Source organism: Janthinobacterium sp. 78 (genome assembly GCF_003096775.1).
In the GTDB taxonomy this organism is placed as follows: Bacteria; Pseudomonadota; Gammaproteobacteria; order Burkholderiales; family Burkholderiaceae_D; genus Janthinobacterium; species Janthinobacterium tructae.
Window position 1 is genome coordinate 4,924,607 of the sequence record NZ_QENT01000001.1, and the last position, 24,837, is coordinate 4,949,443.

The 24,837-nt window shown below is 63.7% G+C and carries 25 protein-coding genes; 10 read left to right on the forward strand and 15 right to left on the reverse strand.

The features are described from left to right. The first annotated feature begins 9 nt into the window (after window positions 1-9). Complete coding sequence (locus C8C92_RS21690; protein WP_116745203.1) at window positions 10-1,155, forward strand: S41 family peptidase; 1,146 nt, start codon at window positions 10-12, stop codon at window positions 1,153-1,155. A gap of 183 nt (window positions 1,156-1,338) precedes the next feature. Here C8C92_RS21690 and C8C92_RS21695 read toward each other — a convergent pair whose 3' ends face one another. Then, on the reverse strand, window positions 1,339-3,219 hold the full coding sequence (locus tag C8C92_RS21695; RefSeq protein WP_116745204.1) for a chemotaxis protein CheA: 1,881 nt from the start codon (window positions 3,217-3,219) through the stop codon (window positions 1,339-1,341). Then, the gene (locus C8C92_RS21700) at window positions 3,219-4,076 is read right to left on the reverse strand and encodes a protein phosphatase CheZ (RefSeq protein WP_116745205.1); all 858 of its coding nucleotides are present in this window, start codon (window positions 4,074-4,076) and stop codon (window positions 3,219-3,221) included. The genes C8C92_RS21695 and C8C92_RS21700 overlap by 1 nt, the downstream gene beginning before the upstream one ends. Before the next feature lie 466 nt (window positions 4,077-4,542). Here C8C92_RS21700 and C8C92_RS21705 point away from each other — a divergent pair, with 466 nt between their 5' ends. The 6 genes from C8C92_RS21705 (at window position 4,543) to C8C92_RS21730 (ending at window position 9,075) form a co-directional block, all read left to right on the forward strand. Next, the gene (locus C8C92_RS21705) at window positions 4,543-5,010 is read left to right on the forward strand and encodes a universal stress protein (RefSeq protein ID WP_071076092.1); all 468 of its coding nucleotides are present in this window, start codon (window positions 4,543-4,545) and stop codon (window positions 5,008-5,010) included. Window positions 5,011-5,169: 159 nt separating this feature from the next. Further along, entirely contained in the window at window positions 5,170-5,814 is a 645-nt protein-coding gene (locus C8C92_RS21710; RefSeq protein ID WP_034750556.1) for a response regulator transcription factor, read from the forward strand. 327 nt (window positions 5,815-6,141) lie between these two features. Further along, a complete protein-coding gene (locus tag C8C92_RS21715) occupies window positions 6,142-6,948 on the forward strand; it encodes a helix-turn-helix domain-containing protein (protein WP_116746077.1) in 807 nt (268 codons plus the stop codon). Between the two features lie 247 nt (window positions 6,949-7,195). Beyond that, window positions 7,196-7,393 (forward strand): hemin uptake protein HemP, encoded by a 198-nt coding sequence (locus C8C92_RS21720; RefSeq protein ID WP_071076091.1) that lies wholly within the window; start codon window positions 7,196-7,198, stop codon window positions 7,391-7,393. Between the two features lie 86 nt (window positions 7,394-7,479). Next, the gene (locus tag C8C92_RS21725) at window positions 7,480-7,806 is read left to right on the forward strand and encodes a hypothetical protein (RefSeq protein WP_099762843.1); all 327 of its coding nucleotides are present in this window, start codon (window positions 7,480-7,482) and stop codon (window positions 7,804-7,806) included. 39 nt (window positions 7,807-7,845) lie between these two features. Then, window positions 7,846-9,075: a DUF2325 domain-containing protein gene (locus C8C92_RS21730; protein ID WP_116745206.1), complete on the forward strand. Its 1,230-nt coding sequence runs from the start codon at window positions 7,846-7,848 to the stop codon at window positions 9,073-9,075. A 14-nt stretch (window positions 9,076-9,089) separates the two neighbouring features. On the opposite strand, the gene C8C92_RS21735 is transcribed toward C8C92_RS21730, so the two are convergent. Genes C8C92_RS21735 through C8C92_RS21755 form a run of 5 tightly spaced genes read right to left on the reverse strand, consistent with a single transcriptional unit; the run spans window position 9,090 to window position 13,571 of the window. Next, window positions 9,090-10,454, reverse strand: a complete 1,365-nt coding sequence (locus C8C92_RS21735; protein WP_116745207.1) for a sulfite reductase subunit alpha — start codon at window positions 10,452-10,454, stop codon at window positions 9,090-9,092. Between the two features lie 13 nt (window positions 10,455-10,467). Then, complete coding sequence (locus C8C92_RS21740) at window positions 10,468-11,508, reverse strand: FAD:protein FMN transferase (protein WP_116745208.1); 1,041 nt, start codon at window positions 11,506-11,508, stop codon at window positions 10,468-10,470. 26 nt (window positions 11,509-11,534) lie between these two features. Continuing rightward, window positions 11,535-12,359: a DUF4198 domain-containing protein gene (locus C8C92_RS21745; RefSeq protein ID WP_116745209.1), complete on the reverse strand. Its 825-nt coding sequence runs from the start codon at window positions 12,357-12,359 to the stop codon at window positions 11,535-11,537. 10 nt (window positions 12,360-12,369) lie between these two features. Then, complete coding sequence (locus C8C92_RS21750; RefSeq protein WP_034783417.1) at window positions 12,370-12,885, reverse strand: DUF2271 domain-containing protein; 516 nt, start codon at window positions 12,883-12,885, stop codon at window positions 12,370-12,372. A gap of 32 nt (window positions 12,886-12,917) precedes the next feature. Beyond that, the gene (locus C8C92_RS21755) at window positions 12,918-13,571 is read right to left on the reverse strand and encodes a PepSY-associated TM helix domain-containing protein (protein ID WP_116745210.1); all 654 of its coding nucleotides are present in this window, start codon (window positions 13,569-13,571) and stop codon (window positions 12,918-12,920) included. Window positions 13,572-13,834: 263 nt separating this feature from the next. Here C8C92_RS21755 and C8C92_RS21760 point away from each other — a divergent pair, with 263 nt between their 5' ends. Continuing rightward, window positions 13,835-14,332: a pyridoxamine 5'-phosphate oxidase family protein gene (locus tag C8C92_RS21760; RefSeq protein WP_116745211.1), complete on the forward strand. Its 498-nt coding sequence runs from the start codon at window positions 13,835-13,837 to the stop codon at window positions 14,330-14,332. Between the two features lie 109 nt (window positions 14,333-14,441). Here C8C92_RS21760 and C8C92_RS21765 read toward each other — a convergent pair whose 3' ends face one another. From C8C92_RS21765 to C8C92_RS21800, 8 genes are all read right to left on the reverse strand, one after another. Then, window positions 14,442-14,705, reverse strand: a complete 264-nt coding sequence (locus C8C92_RS21765; RefSeq protein ID WP_165829519.1) for a hypothetical protein — start codon at window positions 14,703-14,705, stop codon at window positions 14,442-14,444. A 174-nt stretch (window positions 14,706-14,879) separates the two neighbouring features. Then, entirely contained in the window at window positions 14,880-15,278 is a 399-nt protein-coding gene (locus C8C92_RS21770; protein WP_116746078.1) for a KGG domain-containing protein, read from the reverse strand. A gap of 340 nt (window positions 15,279-15,618) precedes the next feature. Then, complete coding sequence (locus C8C92_RS21775; protein ID WP_116745213.1) at window positions 15,619-16,017, reverse strand: MAPEG family protein; 399 nt, start codon at window positions 16,015-16,017, stop codon at window positions 15,619-15,621. A 47-nt stretch (window positions 16,018-16,064) separates the two neighbouring features. After that, window positions 16,065-19,481, reverse strand: coding sequence for a PAS domain S-box protein (locus C8C92_RS21780; RefSeq protein ID WP_243420319.1), 3,417 nt, complete (start codon window positions 19,479-19,481; stop codon window positions 16,065-16,067). Next, window positions 19,478-20,602, reverse strand: a complete 1,125-nt coding sequence (locus C8C92_RS21785) for a hybrid sensor histidine kinase/response regulator (protein ID WP_116746080.1) — start codon at window positions 20,600-20,602, stop codon at window positions 19,478-19,480. Before C8C92_RS21785 ends, C8C92_RS21780 begins: the two co-directional genes overlap by 4 nt. 106 nt (window positions 20,603-20,708) lie before the next feature. After that, the gene (locus C8C92_RS21790; protein ID WP_116745214.1) at window positions 20,709-21,317 is read right to left on the reverse strand and encodes a chemotaxis protein CheB; all 609 of its coding nucleotides are present in this window, start codon (window positions 21,315-21,317) and stop codon (window positions 20,709-20,711) included. A 1-nt stretch (window position 21,318) separates the two neighbouring features. Then, on the reverse strand, window positions 21,319-22,164 hold the full coding sequence (locus C8C92_RS21795) for a CheR family methyltransferase (protein WP_207781032.1): 846 nt from the start codon (window positions 22,162-22,164) through the stop codon (window positions 21,319-21,321). Window positions 22,165-22,293: 129 nt separating this feature from the next. Then, complete coding sequence (locus tag C8C92_RS21800) at window positions 22,294-23,286, reverse strand: aldo/keto reductase (RefSeq protein WP_207781033.1); 993 nt, start codon at window positions 23,284-23,286, stop codon at window positions 22,294-22,296. An 83-nt stretch (window positions 23,287-23,369) separates the two neighbouring features. Between C8C92_RS21800 and C8C92_RS21805 the strand changes: the two genes are divergently transcribed. Both C8C92_RS21805 and C8C92_RS21810 read left to right on the forward strand, forming a co-directional pair. Beyond that, on the forward strand, window positions 23,370-24,260 hold the full coding sequence (locus C8C92_RS21805; RefSeq protein ID WP_243420320.1) for a LysR family transcriptional regulator: 891 nt from the start codon (window positions 23,370-23,372) through the stop codon (window positions 24,258-24,260). Window positions 24,261-24,327: 67 nt separating this feature from the next. After that, the gene (locus C8C92_RS21810) at window positions 24,328-24,837 is read left to right on the forward strand and encodes a GAF domain-containing protein (protein ID WP_116746084.1); all 510 of its coding nucleotides are present in this window, start codon (window positions 24,328-24,330) and stop codon (window positions 24,835-24,837) included.

Genomic DNA, 24,837 nt, shown 5'->3' on the forward strand with positions numbered 1-24,837 from the left:
GAGACCTCGATGAAACTCAACTTGTTGGCGCTGGCCGCCCTGAGCCTGGCCGCCCTGCCCCTGGCCGAGGCCCATGCGGCGGCGGCCGCGCCAGGAGAAACCTGCGTACAGGACTTGCGCGCGATCCCCCCCTTCCTGCTGGAAAACGATACGGGCGCACGCGCCCACCTGGCGCAAAAGGGCCAGGCGTATTTCGACCTGGCGCTGGCCACGGCCACCACGGCCGCCGCCCACGCGACCGAAGACAAGGCTTGCGACGCGATCCTGGGAAACTATCTGGGCATGTGGCGCAAGAGCCATTTGTACGTGAAGCCGGGCAGCGCGCAAGACATCGCCAAACCGGCGCCGGCCAAACCAAGCGTAGCGGGCCAGGCCGCACCGTCGAAGGAGCCGGCACTGCAGATTTTGTCAGACTCGACTGTGCTCCTGACCCTGCCCAGCTTCCAGGACCGCTACCGCGCCGCCGTGGCCACCCTGCTCGACACGCACCGCGCGGTACTGGCGGCACGTCCCAACTGGATCCTCGACGTGCGCCGCAACAGCGGCGGCAGCGACAGCACGTATACGCCGCTGCTGCAATGGATCAGCTCGGACGAGATGGTCAGCCTGGGCGCCGAATGGCTGTCCACGCCGGCCAATATCGAGGGCCAGGAAAAAGTCTGCGCGCTGCTCTCGCCCGGCGACCAGGCCTGCGTCGACTTTGCGGCCGAGGCCGTGTCACAGATGCGTACGGTCAAGCCGGGCGAATATGTGCCGCAGGAAAGTGGCGATTTCATCAGCTATACCCGCGTGAGCACGCCGGAGCCGCGCCGGCCCGCGCGCGTAGCCGTGCTGGTGGACCGCGATTGCGCCAGCTCCTGCGAAGAATTCCTGCTGGCGGCGCGGCAAAGTTTTCACGTCAAATTGATCGGCCGCAACAGCGAAGGCGCACTCGACTATTCCAACCTGCGCCTGCACGCCCTGCCTTCCGGCGTGCGCCAGCTGGAATACGCCACCTCGCGCTCGGCCCGTTTGCCACAGCTGCAGGTGGACCTGGGCGGCATCATGCCCGACATCTACCTGCCGCCACCAAAGGATGAGGCGGGCCGCGCGCAGGAAATCGTGCGCGTGCAGCGCTGGCTGGAAGGCGGTAGTTTACGCCCCGGCGGCGCTTGATGACACAATGAAAAAAGCCCACTACGCATAGTGGGCTTTCCAATGAATACAGCGATACTTACGGCGCCTGAGAAAACCGTAGCGAGCGGAAGGGAGAGGTGGCTAAGAAGCGCAACCGTACTCTAGTACGGTGAGCATCGCAGGCCGCCTATACCGACGCGCAATAGGTTTTGTCAGGTGCAATCATGCGGCCAGGCGCACACTTCCCCTGCAACCATCCATCAGGAACGATAGGCCCACGACCAGCACCAGCTCGCCTTCGGCCGAGCGGGCGGTACCGGTAATGCCTTCCACGGTGATGGCCGTCATCGGCTTGATCACCAGGTCGGCCGTACCGTCGACGGCTGCCACGGCGAGAATGTACGGCTGTGGCGCAGCGACAACAATGCCCACGCGTTCGCTGCACGCTTCGTAGCCCAGGGCACCGGCCAGCGAACGCACGGGCAATGGACGGCCCTGGTCTTTCAGCACGGGCGCGCCGCCCACTTCCATGAAGGTTTCCGGCAATTCGACGACGCGCTGCACCACCGCCATCGGCAGCGCCAGCGCGGCGCCCGAGGTGGACACCAGCATGGTCGGCACGATGGACAGCTCGATCGGCAGGCGGATGGCGAACTTGGTGCCCTTGCCCAGCGTCGACTCGATGTGGATGGCGCCGCGGTTCTTTTCCACGGCCGTCCTGACCACATCCATGCCCACGCCGCGCCCGGAGACGCTGGACGCCACTTCCTTGGTCGAGAAGCCCGGCAGGAACACCAGCTGGAAGCATTCGTCGTTGCTCAATTGCGCGTTTTCGCTGATCAAGCCTTTTTGCAGGGCCTTGCTGCGCAGGAAGGCCGGGTCCATGCCCTTGCCATCATCCTGCAGCACGATCATGACACTGTTCGCTTCCTGCCAGGCCTTGAGCGAAATATACGATTTGGCGGGCTTGCCGGCGGCCAGGCGCGCTTCCGGCGATTCGACGCCATGGTCGAGCGAATTGCGCAGCATGTGCACCAGCGGATCGTACAGGCTGTCGACCACCACGCGGTCGACTTCCGTTTCAGCGCCCTCGATGGTCAGCTCGACATCCTTGCCCAGGTCTTTCGCCAGTTCGCGCACCAGGCGCGGGAATTTCTGGAACAATCGGCCCACGGGCTGCATGCGCGTGGCCAAGGTGGCCCGCTGCAGTTCCGTCGAGTAGCGAGACGCGCGTTCCAGGGTTTCCGCCAGGGTCGCCATCAGGGTGGCGGCCTGGCCTTCGAATTTGAATTGCAGCAAGCGCTCAAGCAGCACGGCAGCCTGGTTGGCAGCCTGCACGGATTCGCCGGCCACTTCCAGCAGCGCGTCGAGCTTGACGGCGTCGACGCGGATGCTGTCTTCCTTGACGGGCGCGGCATGGCGCACTTCCGGACGATCTTCGCGGCGTTCCGCGCCATCCCAGGCCTTGCCAGCCGGCTTGGCGGCAGCAGCAGCGGCAGGCGCGGCGGCCACGACGGCAGGCACAGCGGCGACGGCGGAGGCCGCTGCGGCAGCGATCTGGCTGCCCGCCGGCACGACGGCGTTGTACATGCCTTCCCAGTCGAGGCCATCGGCGCTGGCGGTGGAAACAGCGGCGGCTGGCGCCGCCACGACCACCTCGGCAACCACCACGGCGACTTCCGCTACCACGGCAGCGGCCGGTGCGTGTGCGTCCATGCCCTTGCCTTCGATGGCGTTCGTCAGAATGTGTTCCAGCTCTTCCGGCATGGCCGGCAAGGCTTCCGGCGCGGCACCGTTGGCCAGTTCCGTCAGCTGGTCGGCGACGAAACCGGACGCTTGCAGCGCCGCCTCGATGGCGATCGGGGTCACCGGCGCGGCGCCCGTGCGCAGGGCGTCGAACAGATTTTCCGTCAGATGGCAGGCCGCCACCAGTGCAGGCAGGCCCATGAAGCCGGCGCCACCCTTGATGGTGTGGAAGGAACGAAACACGGCATTCAGTGTTTCCTTGTTGTCAGGATCACGCTCGAGGCGCAATAAGTGCTCTTCAACATTAACCGCAAGATCCATCGCCTCAACGACGAAATCCTTGAGCATATCGTCCATTAGAATCCCAAATCCGCAAGAAGGTCGTCTACATTATCCTGGTCCAGTGCCACCGACGGCACGGATGGGCCCTGCATCAGCGGCACCGGCTTTTGCGCCAGTTTTTCGCGCACCTCGGCCGGCGCGTTGTCGCGCAGCAGCTGAGCCAATTCGTTTTCCACCGTCTTGGTGATGTTGACCACTTTTTTGATCAGCTGGCCCGTGATGTCCTGGAAGTCCTGCGCCATCATGATTTCCAGCAAGCGCGCTTTTTCCGCTTCCGTTGCCTCGGCAACGGCTTGCGCGAACTGGCGCGAATCGCCGGCCAGGGCCTTGAACTCTTCCAGGCTCAGCTTGCCATCAAACAGCGCCGTCCAGCGGCTGTCCATGTCCTTGGCTTTCTTCGACAACACATCTTGCGCCGGCATGCCTTCGTCGAGCGTATTCAGAACCTTGTTGGCAGCCTGTTCCGTCAGGGTGGCGACATATTCCAGGCGGTCCTGTGCGTCGACGATCTGCGACGACGCTTCCGTCAACGCCTTGTCGTAGCCCAGTTCGCGCAGCGAATCGTGCAGCAGGCGCACGATGCCGCCCAGGCGTTCGAACATCGGCTTGTCGGACTGGTCAACAGGATCGGCCGCTTCGCCAGGCATGCCTGCCGTTGTCGCAGGTGGCGCTTCCGGCGCGGCGGCGACTGGCGCTTCCGCGGCCGCTGGCGGCACGGCGGCGCTGGCCGACACCGAATCGAACAGCGCGTCAAAATCGTCGTCCGCGATCACGGCTGCGGGCGCTGCGGCAGGCGCCGGCGTGGCTGCGGCCGCGCTTTGCGCGGATACTTCATCGAATAATGCATCGAAATCATCAGCGGCGTTGGTCATATCCCTGCTTCTCCATAATTTGTCAAAATTCCGCCTGAACTGTGCGTTTTACAGACTGATACCCACAATTTCTCGATTAAGATGATTTGAGGCAATACCGCTGCGATGGTGCGAGTGTAGCAGGGCGCCGCCCTGTTGGTAAATCTCAAAACGCGCTTCCTGGTGTAAAGCTGGCCCACAAGAGCTTTTCCGTGAGGAAATAAGTGTTCCTGCTGTTGTATTTTGAAATACTACCATTGGCATGCGTGCAAGAGCACGCGGCGCACAAGAAATCCTGCTCGCGGGCGGCTGCGCAACAGTGTTCATGCCTGGCGTTGCGGCTAAAACACGATCTTTCTGCCAATGTTGTCTATACTGAAGGTGCAATAGTATTGATAATTATCAAGTCTTTACATGAATACCATGCTGCTGCCGCGCCTACAATAAGGGGCGTTGCACGCGCTGAGTCACCGCCAAAGGACCTGCCATGTATAAGAAAATTCTGATCGCCACGGACGGCTCCACCGTCTCCAACCTGACGGCCTGTGCCGGCGTTGCCTTTGCCGAACAGATGCAAGCCGACATCCTTGCCGTGTACGTGGCGCCCGAGTACCAGTACCCGGTGTACATCGAAATCATTCCACCCAGCTATCCCAGCGAAGAGGAGTACCGCATCGCCATGCGCAAGGCGGGCGCCGACCACTGGCAGCCCATCCTCGACGCGGCCGCCAAGCGGGGCCTGGAAGCGACGGGCCTGACGGCCTTTTCCGACAGCCCGGCCCTGAAAATCGTGGAAGTGGCGCAATTGCAGCACTGCGACCTGATCTTCATGGGCTCGCATGGCCGCAGCGGCTGGGGGCAATTGCTGCTCGGCAGCGTGACCAACAAAGTGCTGTCGCACTCTAAATTGCCAGTGCTCGTGCATAGGCTGATCAAGGAACCCCCGTCAAAATAAGGGGTCACATGGCCACGCAGGCCGCCGCATCGCACTGCGCGGGTAAAAGGCAACACTGCGGCCTTTTCAGTTAAAATGACAACGTTTCTCGTTTCTTAACACCTGGCCGGCCGCCACGAAACGGCCAGGACACCTTACACGCTTCCAGATTGCGCGCCTATGATACGTATTGTGATTGCCGACGACCACACCATCATGCGGGAAGGATTGAAACGCATCCTTGACGGCGCGCCGGACATCGACATCGTGGGCGAAGCCATCGACGGCTTTGAGGTACTCAACCACGTGCGCCAGGGCGGCTTCGACCTGTTGCTGCTCGACCTGTCGATGCCGGGCCGCAGCGGCGTCGACCTGATCCGGCAAATCCGCAGCGAGGCCCCCAAGCTGGCCATCCTGATCCTCACCATGCACGAGGAAGAGCAATATGCGGTGCGCGCCATCCGCGCCGGCGCGCAAGGCTATCTGACCAAGGAAAGCGCGGGAACCCAGCTGGTGGGCGCCATCCACAAGGTGGCGTCGGGCCGCCCCTACATCAGCGCCGAGGTGGCAGAGCAGCTTGTGCTCAACATCATGATGCCGAATGAAAGCCTGCTGCACAAACAGCTGTCGGACCGCGAGTTCGAAGTCTTTTCCCTGCTGGTGGCAGGCAAGTCGATCACGGAAATCGCCAACAATCTGCACCTGAGCGTGAAAACCGTGAGTACGCACAAGACGCGCATCATGCAAAAGATGGGCATGAGTTCGCTGTCGGAAATGGTGCAGTATGCCGTGGCACACCGCCTGCTTTCCCCCTTCAAGACCTGAGCGGCCCGCGCGCGCCGCCGTAGGAACAATCCTACATCAGCTGCCATAGCTCCTACTGCCATATTCAGCCACTGCTGATATTAATTGCATACGGTTGTTGGCATACTGAAACCAGTCATCAAGTTGCTGGGAAGTTATTTCATCACACAGCAAGTCTTCAGCGCATTGAGATTTATCCGCCTGGACGCGCGCCGCCCCATCCTTGCCCGCCGCCCTGTGCACCTTGTCATTCAACTCTGCACTACCTGTCACCAGGAGATGAACATGCTGTCCACGCAAACGCCTGAAACCCGCGCTGCCGCGCCATCGCTGCCCCCCTCCTCTCCGATGGAAGCGGGGCGTCAGCGCCAGGGGCGGCTATGGTCGAACCTGAAGGAGGTGTGCGACCTGCTGCATATCTCCAGCGCCTGCACCATCGCCGCCGATGAACTGCTGTTCCAGCACGTGCAATTCAAGACGGGCCAGCGCGTGCACACCATCGGCCAACCGTTCGACACCCTGTACATCGTCAATTCGGGCTTCCTGAAAACCGTGCTCATCGACGAATTCGGCAATGAGCAGGTACTCAGCTTTCCCATGAAGGGCGACATGCTGGGCGTCGACGGCATCCACTCGCGCCATTACTCCTCGGAAGCGGTGGCCCTGTCCGACTGCGACCTGATCCTGCTGCCGTTCAAGAAGCTGACGGCGCTGGGCCGCGTGCACCTGGAACTGGAAAACGTCATGTACGGCGTGATGAGCCGCGAACTGGTGCGCGAGCAAGCCATGATCGGCATGCTCGGCGCCCTCAGCGCCGAAGCCCGCGTGGCGCGCTTCCTCGTCTCGCTGGCCGACCGCTTCGCGCAGATGGGCTACTCGAGCAAGCTGTTCAACCTGCGCATGACGCGCCATGAAATCGGCAGCTACCTGGGCCTGACCCTGGAAACGGTCAGCCGCACCCTGTCCGCCTTCAATGAAATCGGCCTGATCTCGGTCGACCAGCGCACCATCGGCATCAAGGACCCGGACGCCCTGAAAACCCTGCGCCGCCTGCCGCCCTCGCGCTCGCGCGCCAAGCAGCTGGCCGCCGCCAAGCTCAAGGCCGACACCACGGCCGCCACCACCGCCTCGGCGCAATTGCTGGCCACTATTTAAGTCATCCCGATTCCTTCAAGCTTGGCACAGGCTTGACCCGGTCAAGGCACACCGCCTTGCCGGGTCTTTTTTGCTGTCCGCCCCTTCTCCCGCCCGCTGGCGCCACCGCGCGCCACGCACACGGCACTCCCCTCCCCTGCAGTCAAAAAAAAGCCTGCATCGGGCACAAATAAGCCTTGCTTTTCGGGCCACATTCAACAATAATGCAAATACGAATCATTCTCAACTGAGACAAAGAAAGCCCAACATGCACAGCTCAAAACCAGCCTTGATCCAGGATGCCGCTACTGCCCACGTCCGTCCTCCCGTCAGCATGGCCCAGCCGGCGCGCCGCATCACCAGCGAAGCCCTGCTGCAGCAGGGCCGCGAAGTGGAGATTGAGCACAGCGGCAAGATCTATCGCCTGCGCGTCACCCAATTGAACAAGCTGATCCTGACTGCCTGAAGCAGCACGGCAGCCAGTCACCACACTCGCCAGCCAGTCGCGCCCCGTGCGCGCAGCCAGCCAAACCACCCGCACAGGAGTGTTTGATGGCGAACGACCGACCTTCCCCGATGTTTCCTTCCCCGCAAGGCCAGCAGCCTGAATTGCTGCTGTCGGCCGTGCTGCACCTGATGTCGCACTACCATGCGGGCAGTCCCTGCGAGAAACTGGCGGGCGTCATCGAACGCCACCTGCAAGTGCTGTCCAGTTCGCCCGGCCTGGGTCCCGTGTTGCAAGCGACCTGCCAGCAACTGTCGCAGCAATGGGCCGCCCTGGTGGCGCTGCACCGGCCCGCGCCGCCAAAGACCACCTGGTTCGAGCGCCTGCTACGCCTGCTGAGCGCCAGGCGCCCTGCCTCGCCCCTGCCGCAATAGTTCTCTTCAACACCTCTCACTCCCCAACAGGATATCGCCATGTGTGACAAAGACCAGTCCCTGCCCGTGATCAGCAATTGTTCCAGCGGCGAGGCCGAAACGGCCGCGCTCGCTTCGCGCCGCCGCCGGCTGTGGGAACTGTCGCACACCTGCCATTGTCCGCTGGTCGGCGTGGGCTTGCCATTGGGCTACCTGCGCAAGCTGGTGGGCAAGATGACGGGCGGACGCGTGCTGGCCGACGACTACGAAGTGCATGTGGGTGCCGTGACGGAATGCGGGGTGCGCAACCGCCTGTCCGAAGCGCTGCAAAAGGAACTCGAACGCCGCTACGCTCCCGTCATCCTGCGCTTTCGCGGCGCCAAGACCACGGAGCAGGTAGCGCAACTGTGGCGCACGGCCGTCGCCAACGGCGACGTGTCGGGTGCCTTCTGGGCCGGCCTGACACACCCGCGCTGCGACGCCGAGCTGGAAGAGCAGATGTGCCGCGACTTGCACATGATCCAGCACCAGGCCGGCGCCTGCGTGCGCGCCGACATGGGAAAATTTTCCGCCTTGCAGGAAGAAAATGCGCGCCTGACGCACGAACTGGCCAAGCTGCAACAGCGCAGCCAGGCCATGCTGATGGAAAAGACGGGCGAACTGGAACGTCAGGAAGCCGTGCTGCTGCGCACGCGGGCTGACTCGATCGGCAAGGACAGCGTCATCGACGGCTTGCGCTGTGAGCTGGCGCAATTGCAGGCCGCCATCCCGGCACTGGAATCGCGCACGCGCCTGGTCGAACGCCTGGCGCAAATGGATGAGCGCGAAAAAGAATTACGCCAGCAAATCGCGGAATTGAAGCAGGCCCAGCCACGTCCAAGCGCCGCCGTGCCGCCACCGGCGCCGAAGCTTGAAGTGCCGACGGGCGGCAAGCTGAAAATGCCGATCCGCCTGGTCGATCAAAGCGTCTTGTGCGTGGGCGGGCGCAGCGGCAATGTCGCCACCTACCGCGCCCTGATCGAGCGGGTCGGCGCGCAGTTCGCCCACCACGACGGCGGCCTGGAAGACAATGCCAACCTGCTCGATTCGAGCCTGGCGGCGGCCGACCTGGTGATTTGCCAGACGGGCTGCATCAGCCACAGCGCCTACTGGCGCGTCAAGGATTATTGCAAGCGCACGGGCAAGCGCTGCGTCTTCATCGACAACCCCAGCATTTCCAGCCTGGCGCGCGGTCTGCAGGAAGTAAGCGGCGAGATGGACACGGCGCCGCTGGCCGCGCTCCAGCCGTAAGCAGCCCGTCTGTATTAATACACGTCGCGCCGGTAGCGCCCCTCGGCTGCCAGCGCGTCGAGCGCGGGCCGGCCCAGCATCTCCTGCAGGGCCTGGTCGACGCCGCCGGCCATGCCGGCCAGGCTGCCGCAAATGTAGATGGCCGCGCCCTGCTGCAGCCACAATGTGATTTCATCGGCATTGCCGCGCAGGCGGTCTTGCACGTAGGTGCGCTCGGCCTGGTCGCGCGAAAACGCCAGGTCCAGGCGCGGTAAATCACCACTGGCGTGCCACTGTTCAATTTCTTCGCGATAATGGAAATCGTGGGCCGCGTTGCGCTCGCCAAAGATCAGCCAGTTGCGCTGTTGCCCTGCCAGCACGCGGCTTTTCAAATGCCCGCGCAAGCCGGCGATGCCGCTGCCGTTGCCGATCAAAATCAACGGCCTCTGGGCATTGTCTTCCAGGCGAAAGCGTTTGTGCTGGCGCAGGCGCAGCTGCACCACGTCACCGACAGACGCCTGCGCCGTGAGCCAGCCCGAGGCCAGGCCCAGGCTGCCGTCGGGATGCGCATGCTGGCGCACCAGCAAATGCACGCTGCCATCGCGCGGAATCGAGGCGATCGAATATTCGCGCGGTTGCGATGGGTCGGCCGGCGCGGCCACTTGCACCAGGTCGCCCGACTGCCAATCCGGCAAGCTGCCTGACACGGGCGCCAGTTCCACATGATAGATGGCGCCACCGGCGCTGCCCGGATTAAGCAGCTGCCTTTGCGTCAAACGCCAGTCGCCGAAGGCGGGGGCGCTCCAGTCTGGCGCGTCGCTGGTGCCGGCCAGGTGGCTCAGGTGCTGGAACCATTGTTCGATGGCGGCGCTCGCGCTGCGGTCGACCTCGATGCGTTGAAACAGGCGCGAGGCGCCCTGCGTAGCCAGCCAGGCATCGAGCGCGCGGCCGAAGCCGCAAAACTGGCCATAGCTGCGGTCGCCCAGGGCCAGCACGGCGTAATGCAATTGCGGCAGCGCCAGTTCGCCCGTCATCAATCGGCCCATGAAGGCGGCCGCATTGTCGGGCGCATCGCCTTCGCCATACGTGCTGACCAGGAACAAGGCCCGTTCCGCTTGTTGCAGATCCATGGCCGTGAGTTCGGCCAGCGCGCACAGGCGCACGGGGATGCCGGCCAGTTGCAGGCTCTGCGCCGTTTGCGTGGCCAGTTCCTCGGCATTGCCCGTCTGGCTCGCATACGCCACCAGCCAGGCCGGATTGTTGGCCAGCGCTGCCCTGGCGGCAGCGGACGCGCGGCGCTTGGCGCGTGCGCGCAGCCAGGGCGCCAGGCATACGCCCGCGTAGCTGAGGGACAAGGTGGCCAGCAAGGCCAGCCGCGTCGTATCGTGCGTAAAAATCATGGGAAATAACTGTTCATTCGTCGAGCATGGCCAGCATGTGGCTGCTCAGCGTTTCGTGGTAGCCATCGCCGTCGCGCCGCAGGAAGCGCGCGGCCAGGCCCTGCTCTTCGGCCAGCACCATGCCAGCGTCTGGTCCCAGCACCGTCAGGGCCGTCGACCAGGCGTCGGCCGCCATGCATTGCTCATGCACGACAGTGACGGAAGCGAGTTGATTAGCGATCGGCATGCCGCTGCGCGGATCGATCGTATGGGAAAAACGCACCGTGCCGTCCTGGAAAAAACGCCGGTAGTCGCCCGAGGTCGCTACGGACAAGCCATGCAGCGCCAGCAACATTTCCGGCGGATGCTTGGCATGATCGGCACTATCGGCCGCACCATCGACCTGTTCCAGCATCACCCACCACGGCTGGCCGTCGGGCTTGCTGCCGGCGCCGCGCAGCTCGCCGCCCACTTCGACCAGGTAATGGCCGATGCCCTGGCTATCCAGGTAGCGGGCCAGGCGGTCCACGCCATAGCCCTTGGCCACGGCCGACAAATCGAGTTGCAAGCCACCGGGCTGGCGCGCGCGGCGGGCCGGCAAGTCCAGCTCCAGGCGGCGGCGCTGGCGCTGCGACAGCAGCAGCGCCAGCGTATCGTCTTTCGGCGGCAGGAAGCCCGGTTCATCGTAGCGATGGCTGGGACCGAAGCCCCACAGATTGACGAGGGCACCCGCGCACGGGTCGTACGCGCCACCGGACGCTTGCGATACGTGCATGGCAAAGCCCAGCACCTCGCAAAACGCGGCGGGCAGGCTGTGCCAGCTGCCCGGCTCGGCTCGGTTGAAACGGCCCAGGTCGGACGCATCGCTCCAGTGGCTCATTTGCGCCACGACCAGGTCCAGCTGTTGCTGCAAGCCCTGCTGCAAGTCGGCGCTGCCGGCGCGTCCCGGCATGGCGGACTCGACCAGGCGCACCGACCAGCTGGTGCCCATCGTCAAGCCGCGCAAGTCCCGGATCGCGGCGCCGGGCGGCGCGACCTGATCGGAAATATGCTGCGGCAGCAGGACCCGGCGCATCGGCGAGCTCGTGAAGAGGCCGCCGCTTACTGCGGCAGCACTTCCACGGTAGCCGCGTACGTCATGCGGCGCTCGGGCATGGCTGGCGGCTGGCCGGCCACGGCCGGTGCGGCCGCTGGCCACGTGCTGCTCAGGTAATACATGCCGGCTGCCGGCACCGTAAACGTGATCTCGCCCTTGGCATCGGTGCTCTGGCGGATTTCACCGAGCACGCCACGGTAGCGCACGCCGCCTGGCACCAGGCTGAAGGCCTGGTTCGCCGCCGGCTTGCCGTCGACCAGGAAGCGCCAGGTGGCTTTCTCGCCCGCGCGCAAGTCGTTCGGGTGCGTGACGGGCACGAATTCCAGGCCCACGCCCGTCGGCTTGAACACTTGCGTGCTGGTTTCGCCATTGCTGAAGAAGGTTTCCAGGCGGCTGGCCGTGCGCGTGATTTTCACGTCTTGCGCATCGGCTGGCATGTCTTTCTTGAAGGTTTCCTCGTTGCCGCGGAAACGTTTCTGCTCACCATTTTGCTTGTAGCTGGCCATCACGTTTTGCGACACGATGGCCGCCTTGTACGTGCCCGGCTTTTCCATTTTCACGTCGAAGACGCTGCGCAAGCGGCCCGTGACGGTGTTCGCCGGCGCCACTTTCGCGCCATCCGGACCGGTCACTTGCAGCGCGTCCAGGCGCAGCGGCTGGTGGTCGATCTCGAACAGGCCATCGGAGACGGCCGCGTCCACCGTCACCCAGGCGTCCTTGCTTTCCACCATCGTGCTCGATGGCACCATCCAGCCGCGGTGGGCGTGGGCGTTCATGGCCAGGCCGGCCAGCGCCAGGGCGATCAGGGGTTTATTGAATTGCTTGAACATGATGTGCGCCTTATGGTTTGAGTTGGACGACGACATTGCCGAGTTCTTCCTTGCCTTTGGCAGGCACGGACTGGGCCGACTTCAGCGGCCACTGGAACGGCACGCGCACCAGTTCGCGTCCACCCGCTTCGCGCGCCGCTTCCACCACCACCTGGTATTCGCCGGCCGGCAGCTTGTCGAGCAAGGCCTTGGCGCCGGGGAAAGTCAGCGTATGTTCGCCCGGCGCACGCGTGGCGCCGCTGACGCCGTCGACGGGCATGGCCAGGTCGCGACCGCTCTTGCGCCACCATTGACGCATGTCCTTCAGCCATTTCTCGCCTGCCTTGTCCTTCTTTTTCACGTCATACAGCACCGTCAGGTTGCCGACGACCTTTTGATCGGCCGTTTCCAGCCACGCCGCCACGTAGGGACGGTGATATTCCGCCACGTTCAGTTGCGGAATCTCAATCTTGAGGGCCAGGTCGGCCGCCATTGCCGACGTACCGATCAGGGGAAGGCCAAGCGCCAGGGAGTAGCGTAATTTCATGGTGTGCCTGTAAAAAGGAAAAATAAAAACGATCAGTGAATAAACAGCAAGGCGATCGCGCAAGGTATCAAGATACCGAGGCCAACCATCGGCCAGGTAAATGGCCGGTTGGCCGCGTGGAACTTCAAAATCAATAGCCCCGTCAGGCAAAACACGATGCAGGCGCCGGCAAAAATGTCGATGAACCAGCTCCAGGCCACGCCCGTGTTGCGGCCCTTGTGGACATCGTTGAGCCAGGATACCCAGCCCCGGTCCGTCAATTCATATTCGGCAGCCCCGTCTTCCAGGCCGATGCGCACCCAGGCGTCACCGCCCGCCTTCGGCAACGGCAGGTAAACTTCGTCGACGCTCCATTCGGCGGGACGGCCACCCGTATTGAGCGACCATTGCTGCTTGAGCCAGGTCTCGGCGGCGGCCGGCATGGGCGCATTGGCGCCATCGTGACTGGCGGCATACGCGGCCAGTTGCGTGACCAGCGGGGCCGGCAATGTCGCCTGCTGGCGCGTGATCGCCGGCTTGGCTTCGATCTGGCCAGCGTGGTTCAGGGTGATGCCGGTGATGGCGAACAGAAACATGCCCAGCAGGCAAAGCGCCGAGCTGATCCAGTGCCATTGATGCAAGTTCTTCAGCCAGACGGCGCGGCTGGCGTTGTTCTTGGCCTTGTCTGCGGCGCCCGCACTACCCATAGCTCGCTCCCGGCAAGCAGCGGGCCAGGTGGCGCGACAAGTCAGTGTGCTTCATTCCCATCCTTCAATCAAAGTGCATGTTGATATTTTCAAACAAATGATAATGATTATCATTTATTAAGTCAATACATGGAGCGCTCCGCCGGGCCAGCGTTTTGTAACAGCTTTGAAACAAAGCTGGCCTGCTACGTAAGCTGCCGTACAGAGCCGTTTGTCGCATCCGCCTATGCTGTTGTTCAGGACAACCAACAAGGGAGCACCCCATGCAAGCGTATTCCAGCGAACAACTGGCCAGCATCGCGGCCAGGATCAAGGACGTCAAATTCGGCATGCTGACCACCAGCGACGACATGCGCACTCTCACCAGCCGGCCCCTGACGCAACAGCAGGTCGACAACGAAGGGCAGATCTGGTTCTTTGTCTCGGACGAGGCCGCCTACACGCGCGACTTGCTGAACAATCCGCAAGTCAATGTCAGCTTCGTCGACACGGGCGACAGCCTGTATGTGTCCGTCTGCGGCCATGCGCAGTTGCTGAAGGACCGCGCGAAGGCGGAGGAATTGTGGAATCCGCTGTTGAAAGCCTGGTTCCCGGGTGGACTCGACGATCCGAAGCTGTCGCTGATCAAGGTGACGATCCAGTCGGCCGAGTACTGGGATAGCAGCGCCAGCAAGATGATGCAATTCTATGCGATGGCCAAGGCGGCCATCATGGGCGAGCCACCGAAAGACCTGGGCGAACATGGCCGGGTCGAGCTGTAACAGAGCTTTACTGATTGACACGCGCGCAGGCAGGCATGGCCAGCCAGCGTGCGCGAACACGCTTGACGGCTGACCCTGCGGGGATGCTCAGGCAAGCAAGACGGGCCGTTCAGACGCCCGTACTGCCCGTGGTGTCGGGCGCATCGTCAGCGCTCTGCCGGCTCTGGCCGGCGGAACCGGACTGATGATGGGGCAAGCGGTCGGCGCGCCGTACTTCGCCGATGGAAAACAGATCGTCGCCAATATCGAGTCCTTGCTCGCTATCGACCAGCACAAAGTTCTCGGCCGACTCGGCCGTACTTTGCTTGTTGCCCGGCGTGGACGGCGTGCCGCCCTGGCTATTGCCGGGCTGCGGCGTAGTGGAGTTACCCATCATCTTCCCCCTGATCGTAAGTGCGAGTCGATTGCAGATTGACTGCGGCTTGGCCGTCGCCGGCGCCGCTATTTCATCATAGTGCATGCCTGCTGCATTGCATCAAAATTTTGCGACTGGCCGGCGGCAATGCGCGATTCCCGCCGGCCAGACTTGCCTTGCTACGGCTTGCGCCTACTTGTTGCGTGAACCGGACGAGCCCGACCCTGAACTTGAACCTGAACCTGAGCCACCGCTTTGCTTGTTGCCACTGTCGCGGTTGCCCTCCTGGTTCATGCTGGCATTCTCACGCGAGCCGCTGGAGCTGGAGCTGGCGGCACTTTGCCGGCTGGCATCGTTCTTGTGGCTTTGGCTGCCTGCGCGGCGCGCTTCTTCCGACGTGAATTCATGCGCCGTGCCCTTTTCATGCGCCGCACGTCCGCCTTCGCTGGCGATTTCGCGCTGCTGGGCAGGGTCCATGGAAGCGAAGCCACGCTTGCTGGTATCGCTTTGCTTGTTGCCGCCGCTGCCGCTACTACCACTGCTGCTGCCGGCTTTACTACCTTGCTGCTTATTGTCGCTCGATGTGGCCATGATGATCTCCTTGATCGATGGAATCAGACACAATGCAAAAAACAATGCAAACCATGCAATTCTTGCCCCTCGCATGACAAGGGAACTCTCATCTTAGTGCGCACATGGGGCGCAAGAAATAGGAGGATGGCAAGAGCGCATGTAGGATGAGTCCCGCCCTTGGTGGCACAATTACTTTCAGTTTTCCACCAAAAGTACCAAACACTCAGCAGCTAGTGGGCAGCGGGCAGCGGGCAGCGAAGCAATCATCACTGCGCCTTGTGTGCTGTGAAACGCAGGGGAGGCGGCCGCGCATCCGGCGCACTGCCATGGGACAGGCGCCGCAGACGGCATGAAAAACTCAGGAAGCGAACAGGATGGCCCAGAACAGCATCAGCAAGCCGGCAATCGACACGCACCAGACGAGCGTGCGCACGACGGGCACGCCGAACGCGTACAGGGGCAGATACAACACGCGGGCGGCCAGGTACAGAGCCGCGCCGTACAGGGTCAGCGCGCTTTCCTGCGCCGTCACGTGGGCGATCAGCACGGCGACGGCGAACAGGGGCAGGGTTTCAAACAAGTTCGCCTGGGCGCGCTGCAAGCGGCCCGTGATCTTGCCCACGGGCGGCCCGTCGCCATCGCGCGCGCTGACGTTATACGCCGTGCCCGTTTCGCGCGTGCGAAACAGCGCAGGCAGCAGGATTTGCACCAGCGCCAGCACCAAAGTACAGCCCAGCATGGTCAGTTCAGGAGTCATCTTTACCTCTGCGGATGGGATAGGCAAGCCGTGCCGGCGCGTGCCCGTCAGGGTTGGTCGAGTGCTGCTTGTAATTCCGTCAAATCATATGGCTTGCGCAAGACACTGGCGGAAAAGCCCAGTTCATCCATCGATTCCTTGCCATAGCCGGTGGAAAAGATGATGCGCATGCCCGGTTTCTCGCGCAGCACCATGCGTGCCAGCGCGATGCCGGACATGCCGGGCAGGCTGACATCGGTAAACAGGATATCGAAGTCTTGCTCGTTGAGCAATTTCCACGCCGCCTCGCCATCGGACACGCCGCTGACCGTGTGGCCCAGCATGCCCACCAGTTCGCACACCATCAGTTGGGAATCGAGATTGTCTTCCACCACGAGTATCTTCATCGATGTCGGCATGTCCCCCTGCGGTTCGGGCGCATGGCCAGTCAGGTCCAGCCCCGGCGTACCGCTTCCCAGCACGCTGGCCACCGTGCTGCCGCTTGCCGGAGAGCCGGCCACCGGCGCGCCGGAGCGTTCAAACTGGCGCGCGCGCATTTGCTGCTGGCGGTTGGCCAGCACATGGCGCAGCTTGCGCGCCAGCTCTTCGCGCCGGTACGGCTTGCTGAGCAATTCCACGCCCGCGTCGAGCCTGCCCTCGTGCACGATCACATCCTGCGCGTAGCCCGAGGTAAACAACACGGCGATGTCGGGCTGCAATTCGCGCGCCTGGCGCGCCATCTCGGTGCTGCTGACGGGACCTGGCATGATCACGTCCGTAAACAGCAAGTCGATCTGCGCGCCACTGTGCAGCACGGCCAGCGCGCTTTCGCCATCTTCCGCCTTGAGCACCGTATAGCCGAGCGCACCGAGCATGTCGACCACGGTGGTGCGCACGCCCACGTCGTCTTCCACCACCAGTACGGTTTCCGTGCCGCCCGTGACGACACCGCTCAACTCCAGCTCCTCGTCCGCTTCGGCCATCAGGGAACGGGGCAAATAGATTTTGACTCCCGTGCCCACGCCAGGCTCACTGTAGATGCGGATATGGCCGCGGCTTTGCGTGACGAAACCATACGCCATCGACAGGCCCAGGCCCGTGCCCGCGCCTTCCGGCTTGGTGGTGAAAAACGGCTCGAACGCACGCTGCAGCACGGGGCCGCTCATGCCGCGGCCCGTGTCCGTCACCGACAGCATCACATACTGCCCCGCCGGCACGTCAACCAGCTTGTGCACATACTGTTCGTCGAGCACGACATTGCCCAGTTCGATGGTCAGCTTGCCCGCGCCATCCATGGCGTCGCGCGCATTGATGGCCAGGTTCAGGATGACGTTCTCGATCTGGCTGCGGTCGACCAGGGTATTCCACAGCCCGCCGCCGCCCACCAGCACGATGTCGATCGCTTCGCCCATGGCGCGCCGCAGCAGCGCATCCATATTGCGCACCACGCGGGCCAGGTCGGCCACCACGGGTTTCAACGGTTGACGCCGCGCAAACGCCAGCAAGTGCGACGACAGCTTGGCGCCCCGCTCGACGGCGGCAATCGCCGTGTCCAGGCGCTGGCGCATGAGGCCATCCGAGCCCGTCAGGTGGTGCAGCAAATGCAAATTGCCGGAAATGATTTGCAGCACGTTGTTGAAGTCGTGCGCGATGCCGCCCGTCAGCTGGCCCACGGCTTCCATCTTTTGCGCCTGGCGCAAGGCGTCTTCGGCCTTGGTGCGCTCAGCCACTTCCTGTTCGACACGGTGTTCCAGCGTTTCGTTCAATTCATGCAGCGCTTTTTCCACGCGGCGCCGGTCCGTGATATCGGTCTTGACGGCGATCAGGGAACGCGTATGCCCCTGCTCATCGACCAGACGGCTGACATTGCTCGACACCCACACCTGCGAGCCGTCGGGCTTCAAATAGCGTTTTTCAAGCGAGAAAGACTCGCCCGTTTCCACCAGGCGCCGGAACAGTACGCTGTTGCCGGGCACATCCGCCGGATGCATGATGTCGTTCATGTTCAGGCTCAGCAGCTCTTCGGCCGAGCGGCCCAGCATGCGGCACAGGGCCCCGTTGACCCTCTGGAAACGGCCATCGAGGCCCAGCTCGGACAAGCCCACGGAGGCCTGGCCGAAAATGGCCGCCATGCGCTCCTGGCTCGCGTTGAGTTCATCCTCGATCTGGCGCCGCTCCGTCACGTCGAACGAGACGCCCACGTAGCGGCGCTGGCCCGGCATGCGGCCGGCCACCACCTCGCCCTGGCGCGCAATCCAGCGCAACGCACCGTCGGCAGGGCGGCGGATGCGGTATTCCACGTATTCGAGGGGATTGGGCGTCAGGTCCAGCTTGCTCGGTCCGACCTTTTGCTGGTCGCGCGCATCGACCAGGCTCACCAGCAGGCGCTCCGTCACTTCCTCCTCGTCGGCAAGACCCCACAGGCGGCGGAAGGTAGGCGACACCAGCATCGCGCCCGTCTCGGGGAACCATTCGAAAGTGCCGATGCCGCCTGCCTGCTGGGCCAGGCGCAAGCGCTCCTCGCCTTCCATGCGCTCGGTGACATCGATGCCCTCGACGAGGATGCCCGTGACCACGCCCTCGTCATCCTTGATGGGCTGGTAGACGAAATCGATCTGGCGCTGGCCCGTCTGCCCATCCGCCGTCTGCAAATCCACTTTGACCTGGCGCCCCTCGTAAGGTTCGCCCGTGCGGTAGACCTGGTCGAGCAGTTCGATGAAGCCTTGTTGCTTGACTTCAGGCAAAGCCGATTCCACGGTTTCCCCCAGCAGCGCCAATTCGGGGCGTCCCACCAGGCGCAGATAATGTTCATTCGCCAGCTCGAACACATGCTGCGGCCCGCGCAGCAGCGCCATGAAGCTGGGTGCCTGCTGGAACAGGGCGCGCAGCAGCGCGCGCTCTTCGCCCAGGCGGCGGTTGGCCGCGCGCACGGCCTCGCTCTCGGCCTGCAAGGTGGTGTTGAGTTGGCCAAGCTCGGCCGTGGCCAGCTTCAGCTGGCGCCCCTCTTCCATGCGCGCCGTCAATTCCAGCGCCGTGCACAGCACGCCGTCCACCTGGCCATCGGCGCCATGCACGGGCGCATAAAACAGGTCGAAGCAAACATCCGTCGGTTTTCCATCACGCAACAGCGGCAAACAGCGCTCGCGGTGCACCTGCGTCTCGCCGCGCAATCCCGCTGCGAGGATGCGCGCGTTCCAGTCCCAGATTTCGGGCCAGACGGCGGGCACCGTGCCGCCCAGCGCCGCCGGATGGCGCGCCCCGGCGATCGGAATGTAGTCGTCGTTGTAAATCATGACGTGCTGCGGGCCCCACATCAGCACCATCGCCATCGGCGAATTGAGCATGATGTCGACGCTGGTGCGCAAATGGGCGGGCCAGCCTTCGAGTGCGCCCAGGCTGGTGGCGCACCAGTCATGCTGGCGCACCAGTTCGCCCATGCTGCCGCCGCCGGACGGCCAGGCTGGCGCGCGCATGTCGCCGCTCATGTGGCCAGTCCCGCTTGCACGCGCACCTGGCACTGGCGCGGGATGCGCACCGTCGCCAGCGTGCCCTGCGTGGCCGTCGAACTGATCTCTACCGTACCGCCGTGGGCCTTGACGAACATGTTCACCGTGTACAGGCCCAGTCCCAGGCCCTGCCCCGTCCGGCGCTTCTCGCCCGCTTGCTGGAACGGCTCGAACAGGGTCGGCAGCAAGGCAGCGGGAATCACGCCACGGTTAGCGATGCGCAACTCAATGCAGTCGGCGGCGCGCCCGTCGAGGGACAGTTGCACCGGCTTGCCCGCCTCGCCATGCGTGATGGCATTGCACAAGAGATTCGAGATGACTTGCGACAGCAAACCCGCATCGCATTGCCCGTGCAGCTCGCCGACACTGCTGACTTCGACCAGCGGGGCCTGGCCGGCCGTCTCGCATTCCTCGACGATGGCGCGCGCCAGCGCCAGGTAGTCGTGCGTGCTGGTGCGCAACTCCATCGTGCCGGAACGGATGCGCGCCAGGTCCAGCAGTTGGTCGACCATGCGCGCCATGCGCTTGGCGCTGCTTTCGATGCGCTGCGCCGTGACGATCACCTTCGGGTGGTCGCTCATCATCGGCAACAGCATGGCGCCGTTCATCACCACCGACAGGGGCGTGCGCAAGTCGTGGCCCAGCACGGCCGTGAACAGTTCATTGAGGTGCAGCGCATGCTTGAGTTCATCGAGCTGGGCCGACAATTCACGCTTTTGCTGGAACAGCTGCACCAGCACCGCCACCTTGCTTTGCAAGGCTTTCACGTCGATAGGCTTGTACAGAAAATCGACGGCGCCCGCCTCGTAGCCACGGAAACTGTAGCTGGGCTCGCGCGACGCGGCCGTGAGGAAAATCAGGGGGATGCCGCGCGTGCGTTCGCTACCGCGCATCAGTTCGGCCAATTCAAAACCGTCCATCTGCGGCATTTGCACGTCGATCAGCGCGAGGGCGACTTCATGCGTCAACAGCAGTTCCAGCGCTTGCGCGCCCGAACTTGCTTTCAGGATCACAATACCGGGCCGCGCCAGCACGGCTTCGGCGGCGACCAGGTTTTGCGCGATGTCGTCAACGACGAGGATATGGATAGGAGCGGTCACGGAATCATCTTCAGGCATCGCAACGGCAAGATGCCATCGTGTTTCGATATGAACATCAACATTGTTTCAATTCTCACATATATTACACGCACTGCCCCACTCCCATTCACTTGTGTTCGCCATCACCGAGCAAGGCCAGGCTGGCAGCCATCTGCGGCAAATCGAGCACCCGGTCGGCGCCCGCCAGCTTGAGCGCGGCGGCCGGCATGATGCTACAACTGGCCCGTTGCGGATCTTGCACCCAGGCGCTGCCGCCCAGTTGCCGCACGCGCGCCAGTCCCGCCGCGCCGTCGGCCGAAGCGCCCGTCAGGATGATGGCCAGCATGGCGCGCCGGTAAGCGTAGGCTGCCGTTTCCAGCAGGACATCGATGGACGGGCGCGAAAAATACACGGGTTCTTCCTGCGACAGGGAAAAACAGCCATCGGGTTCGATTTGCAGGTGGTAATCGGGCGGGGCAAAATACACGGTGCCCCCTTGCAGCGGCTCCTTGTCCTGCGCTTCGCGCAAGGGCAGCGCGCAGCGCGCCGCATACAGCTGCGGCAACTGGCTGGAACGGCCCGGCGCCAGGTGCAGCACCACCACCACGGTGGCGCGGCAGGTGGCGGGCAAGGCGCGCAGCACGATGCCCAGCGCTTCCACGCCGCCGGCCGAGGCGCCGATGGCGATCAGGCGCAGGCCGGCGGGCGGTGGCGCCACGTCGCAGGTCGGCAACATATCAGGCCCGCTGGAAGATGCGTTCAGCCGGGCTCAGCTCGTTGAAGCTGGCCGAATGGCGGCTGAAATGCAGGCTTTCCTTCATGCCCAGGCCCAGGAAGCCCCGGTTCACCAGCGCTTCGTGGAACAGGCCCAGGCTGCGGTCTTGCAAGTCTTTATTGAAGTAAATCATGACGTTACGGCAGGAAACCATGTGCACCTCCGAAAACACGCTGTCCGTCGCCAGGCTATGGTCGGCGAAGACGAACTGCCGCCGCAGGCGCCGGTCAAAGATGGCGCCCTTGTAGGCGGCCGTGTAATAGTCGGACAGCGAACGCTTGCCGCCCGCCAACTGATAGTTTTCGCTGAACTGGGCGATGCGCTCGACCGAATAGATGCCCGCTTCGGCGGCGGCCAGCGCCTCGACATTGATGTCGGTCGCATAAATCATGCTGCGTTCCAGCAAGCCTTCCTCTTCCAGCAAGATGGCCAGCGACCACACCTCTTCGCCGCTGCTGCAACCGGCCACCCAGATCTTGATGGAGGGATAGGTGTGCAGGACGGGCACGACTTTTTCGCGCAAGGCACGGAAATACGCGGGATCGCGGAACATCTCGCTCACTTGCACCGTAAAGAACTGCAGCATCTGCGCGAACATGGCCGGCTCGTGCAAGATGCGGTCCTGCAACTGCGACAGGCTGGCGCAGCCGAAGCGCTGCATGGCCTGGCGCATGCGCCGGCGCAGCGACGCCACGGAATAATCGCGGAAATCGTGCTGATAGCGCAGCAGTATTCCCTCAAGCAATAACTTCAGTTCGATATCGAAAATATCATCATCTAGCAATTTGACATCCACCCTTCTATCCATGCTGCATCCCCCGGCCCCGCACCACTTCGCGGGTGCTTGGGGCCAGCCGGAATGCTAGCAGATCACTGGCGATTATCACGCAGCTAAAGCGCCAGTTAGGTACGCTGGCGTACGCTCGGCCCACTTTTTTCAGGCATCCACGCCCTTCATGCCCTCGTCCGTATAACGCGCGCCCGCCGCCATGCCCAAAGGAAAGGCGGCGTGCATCGCCGCCAGCTCCGCCCCATCCAGCTGCACGGCCAGCGCGCCGAGGTTGTCGTGCAAATACGCGATGCGCTTGGTGCCGGGAATGGGGATGATGTCATCGCCTTGCGCCAGCAGCCAGGCCAGCGCCAGCTGGGCCGGCGTGCAGCCTTTTGCGCGTGCCAGGTCCCGCACCTGTGCGACGATGGCCTGATTGCGCGCCAGGTTGTCGGCCGCGAAACGGGGATTGAACTGGCGGAAATCCCCCGCGTCGAGACTGGCCGCATCGGCGATGGCGCCCGTCAGGAAACCGCGCCCCAGCGGGCTGTAGGCAAAGAAACTGGCGCCCACGTCGCGGCAGGCGGCCAGCACGCCCTGTTCCGGTTCACGCGTCCACAGCGAGTATTCACTCTGCACGGCGGCCACGGGGCAGAGTGCCGCCGCGCGCCGCAAGGTGGCGGCGCTCACTTCGCACAGGCCCACGGCGCGAATTTTTCCTTCTTGCAGCAGTTGCGCCAGCGCTCCCATCGATTCTTCCAGTGGCGTATCGAGGTTCAGCCGGTGCAGATAGAACAGGTCGATGGCCTCCACGCCCAGGCGCGCCAGCGACGCTACGCATGCTTGGCGGATATACGCGGGGGAATTGTCGACGCGGCGCGCATAGCTGCCCGCCTCGCGCGCCAGGCCGCACTTGGTGGCGACCAGGGCCTGGCCGCGATGGCTGGCCAGGAAACGGCCCAGCAATTGCTCGTTGTGGCCGAAGCCGTAGGCGTCGGCCGTGTCGAACAGGGTCACGCCCGCCGCCAGGGCCGCTTCCAGCGTGGCCAGCGATTGCGCCTCGTCCGTGGCGCCATAAAATTCCGACATGCCCATGCAGCCCAGGCCCAGTGCCGAGCTGCTCAAGCCGCTATGGCCGATGCGTCGTTGTTGCAGTTGCATGTTGATCTCCCTCACGTCAAAGCGGCCAGTCTGCGCCGCGCCGGCAGGCGGGGGAATGTGCGATTTCGTGATACCTTTCTGGTATGAGAACCCTCGATACGCATGCCCTGAGCCTGTTTTGCGCCGTCGCCCGCTGCCTCAATTTCCGCCAGGCGGCGCAGCAATTGCACATGACCCAGCCGCCCCTGTCGCGCGCCATCAAGACACTGGAAGACAAGCTGGGCGCGCGATTGTTCGAGCGCGACACACAGGGCGTGGCCCTGACGCAGGCGGGCCGCACCCTGCTGCCGCAGGCGCTGCACATTCTCGATCTGCTTGATATCGCGCAAACGTCGCTGCGGCAAGACAGCGCGCCCGCGCGCCTGCGCCTGGGCCTGACCAGTTCGGTGGAAGCGGGCCTGTTCCGCCCGCTGCTGGCGGCGCTGGAAGGGCAGCTGGGCAATGTTCGCCTGGAACTGACGGCGGCACCGTCGCCGCGCCTGGTCTCTGCCGTGCGCAAGGGCCAGCTCGACGCGGCCCTGCTGGCGCTACCCAGCGCCACGTTCGAGCTGGCCGTGCTGCCGCTGGCGCGCCAGCCCATGATGCTGACCCTGCCCGCAGGGCACCGGCTGGCGAAAAAGCGCAAGCTCAGTCTGAGCGACATCGCGGCAGAACCGATTTACTGGTTCGAACGGGCGCGCCAGCCCGCCTTTTTCGACCATTGTCAGCAGGTATTTCGCCGCCATGGCTTCGCGCCAACTTTCCTGCGCGAAGCGGTGGACCACCATGTGCTGCTCAGCGATGTGGCGGCCGGCAAGGGCATGGCGCTGCTGGCCGATTCGTTCCGCGCGCTGCGCCTCGCTGGCGTGGCCTACCGGCCATTGCTGGAGGGCGAGGAGCTGGCGGCCGGCATCGGCCTGGCCTGGCGCGAAGAGCACGGCCATGCGGCCCTGCCCCTGCTGCGCCAGCTGGCGCAGGAACATCTGACAAAGTGAAGGCCGCGCGCGGATGCGCCAGACGCGCTACCATAACGCCTTCCCCATTTCGACCACCACCCCGACCATGACGTTTACCCTCAGCGACGCCGCCTACGGCACCGATACCCCCGAAGCCAAGCAAGCCATGTATGCGGACCTGCGCTCGCAGCTGCAAGGCTTGCTGTCGGGCGAGAGCGACTTCATCGCCAATACAGCCAACTTCAGTTCGCTGGTCTTCAACACCATGCCGGGCTTGAACTGGGCCGGCTTTTATTTCCTGAAAGGCGAGGAACTGGTGCTGGGACCGTTTCAGGGCAAGCCGGCCTGCATCCGCATCAAGAAGGGCCGCGGCGTGTGCGGCACCACGGTGGTCGAAGGCAAGTCCATCGTCGTGCAGGATGTGCACGCGTTTCCCGGCCACATCGCCTGTGACGTCAATTCCCGCTCGGAACTGGTGGTGCCCGTGTTTGCGCAGGGCCAGATCATCGGCGTGTTCGACCTCGACAGTCCCCTGGTCGGCCGCTTCGATGATATCGACGCGCAAGGCATCGAATCGCTGGTGCGCGTGCTCGAAGCGGCTATCGTCGCAGAGTAA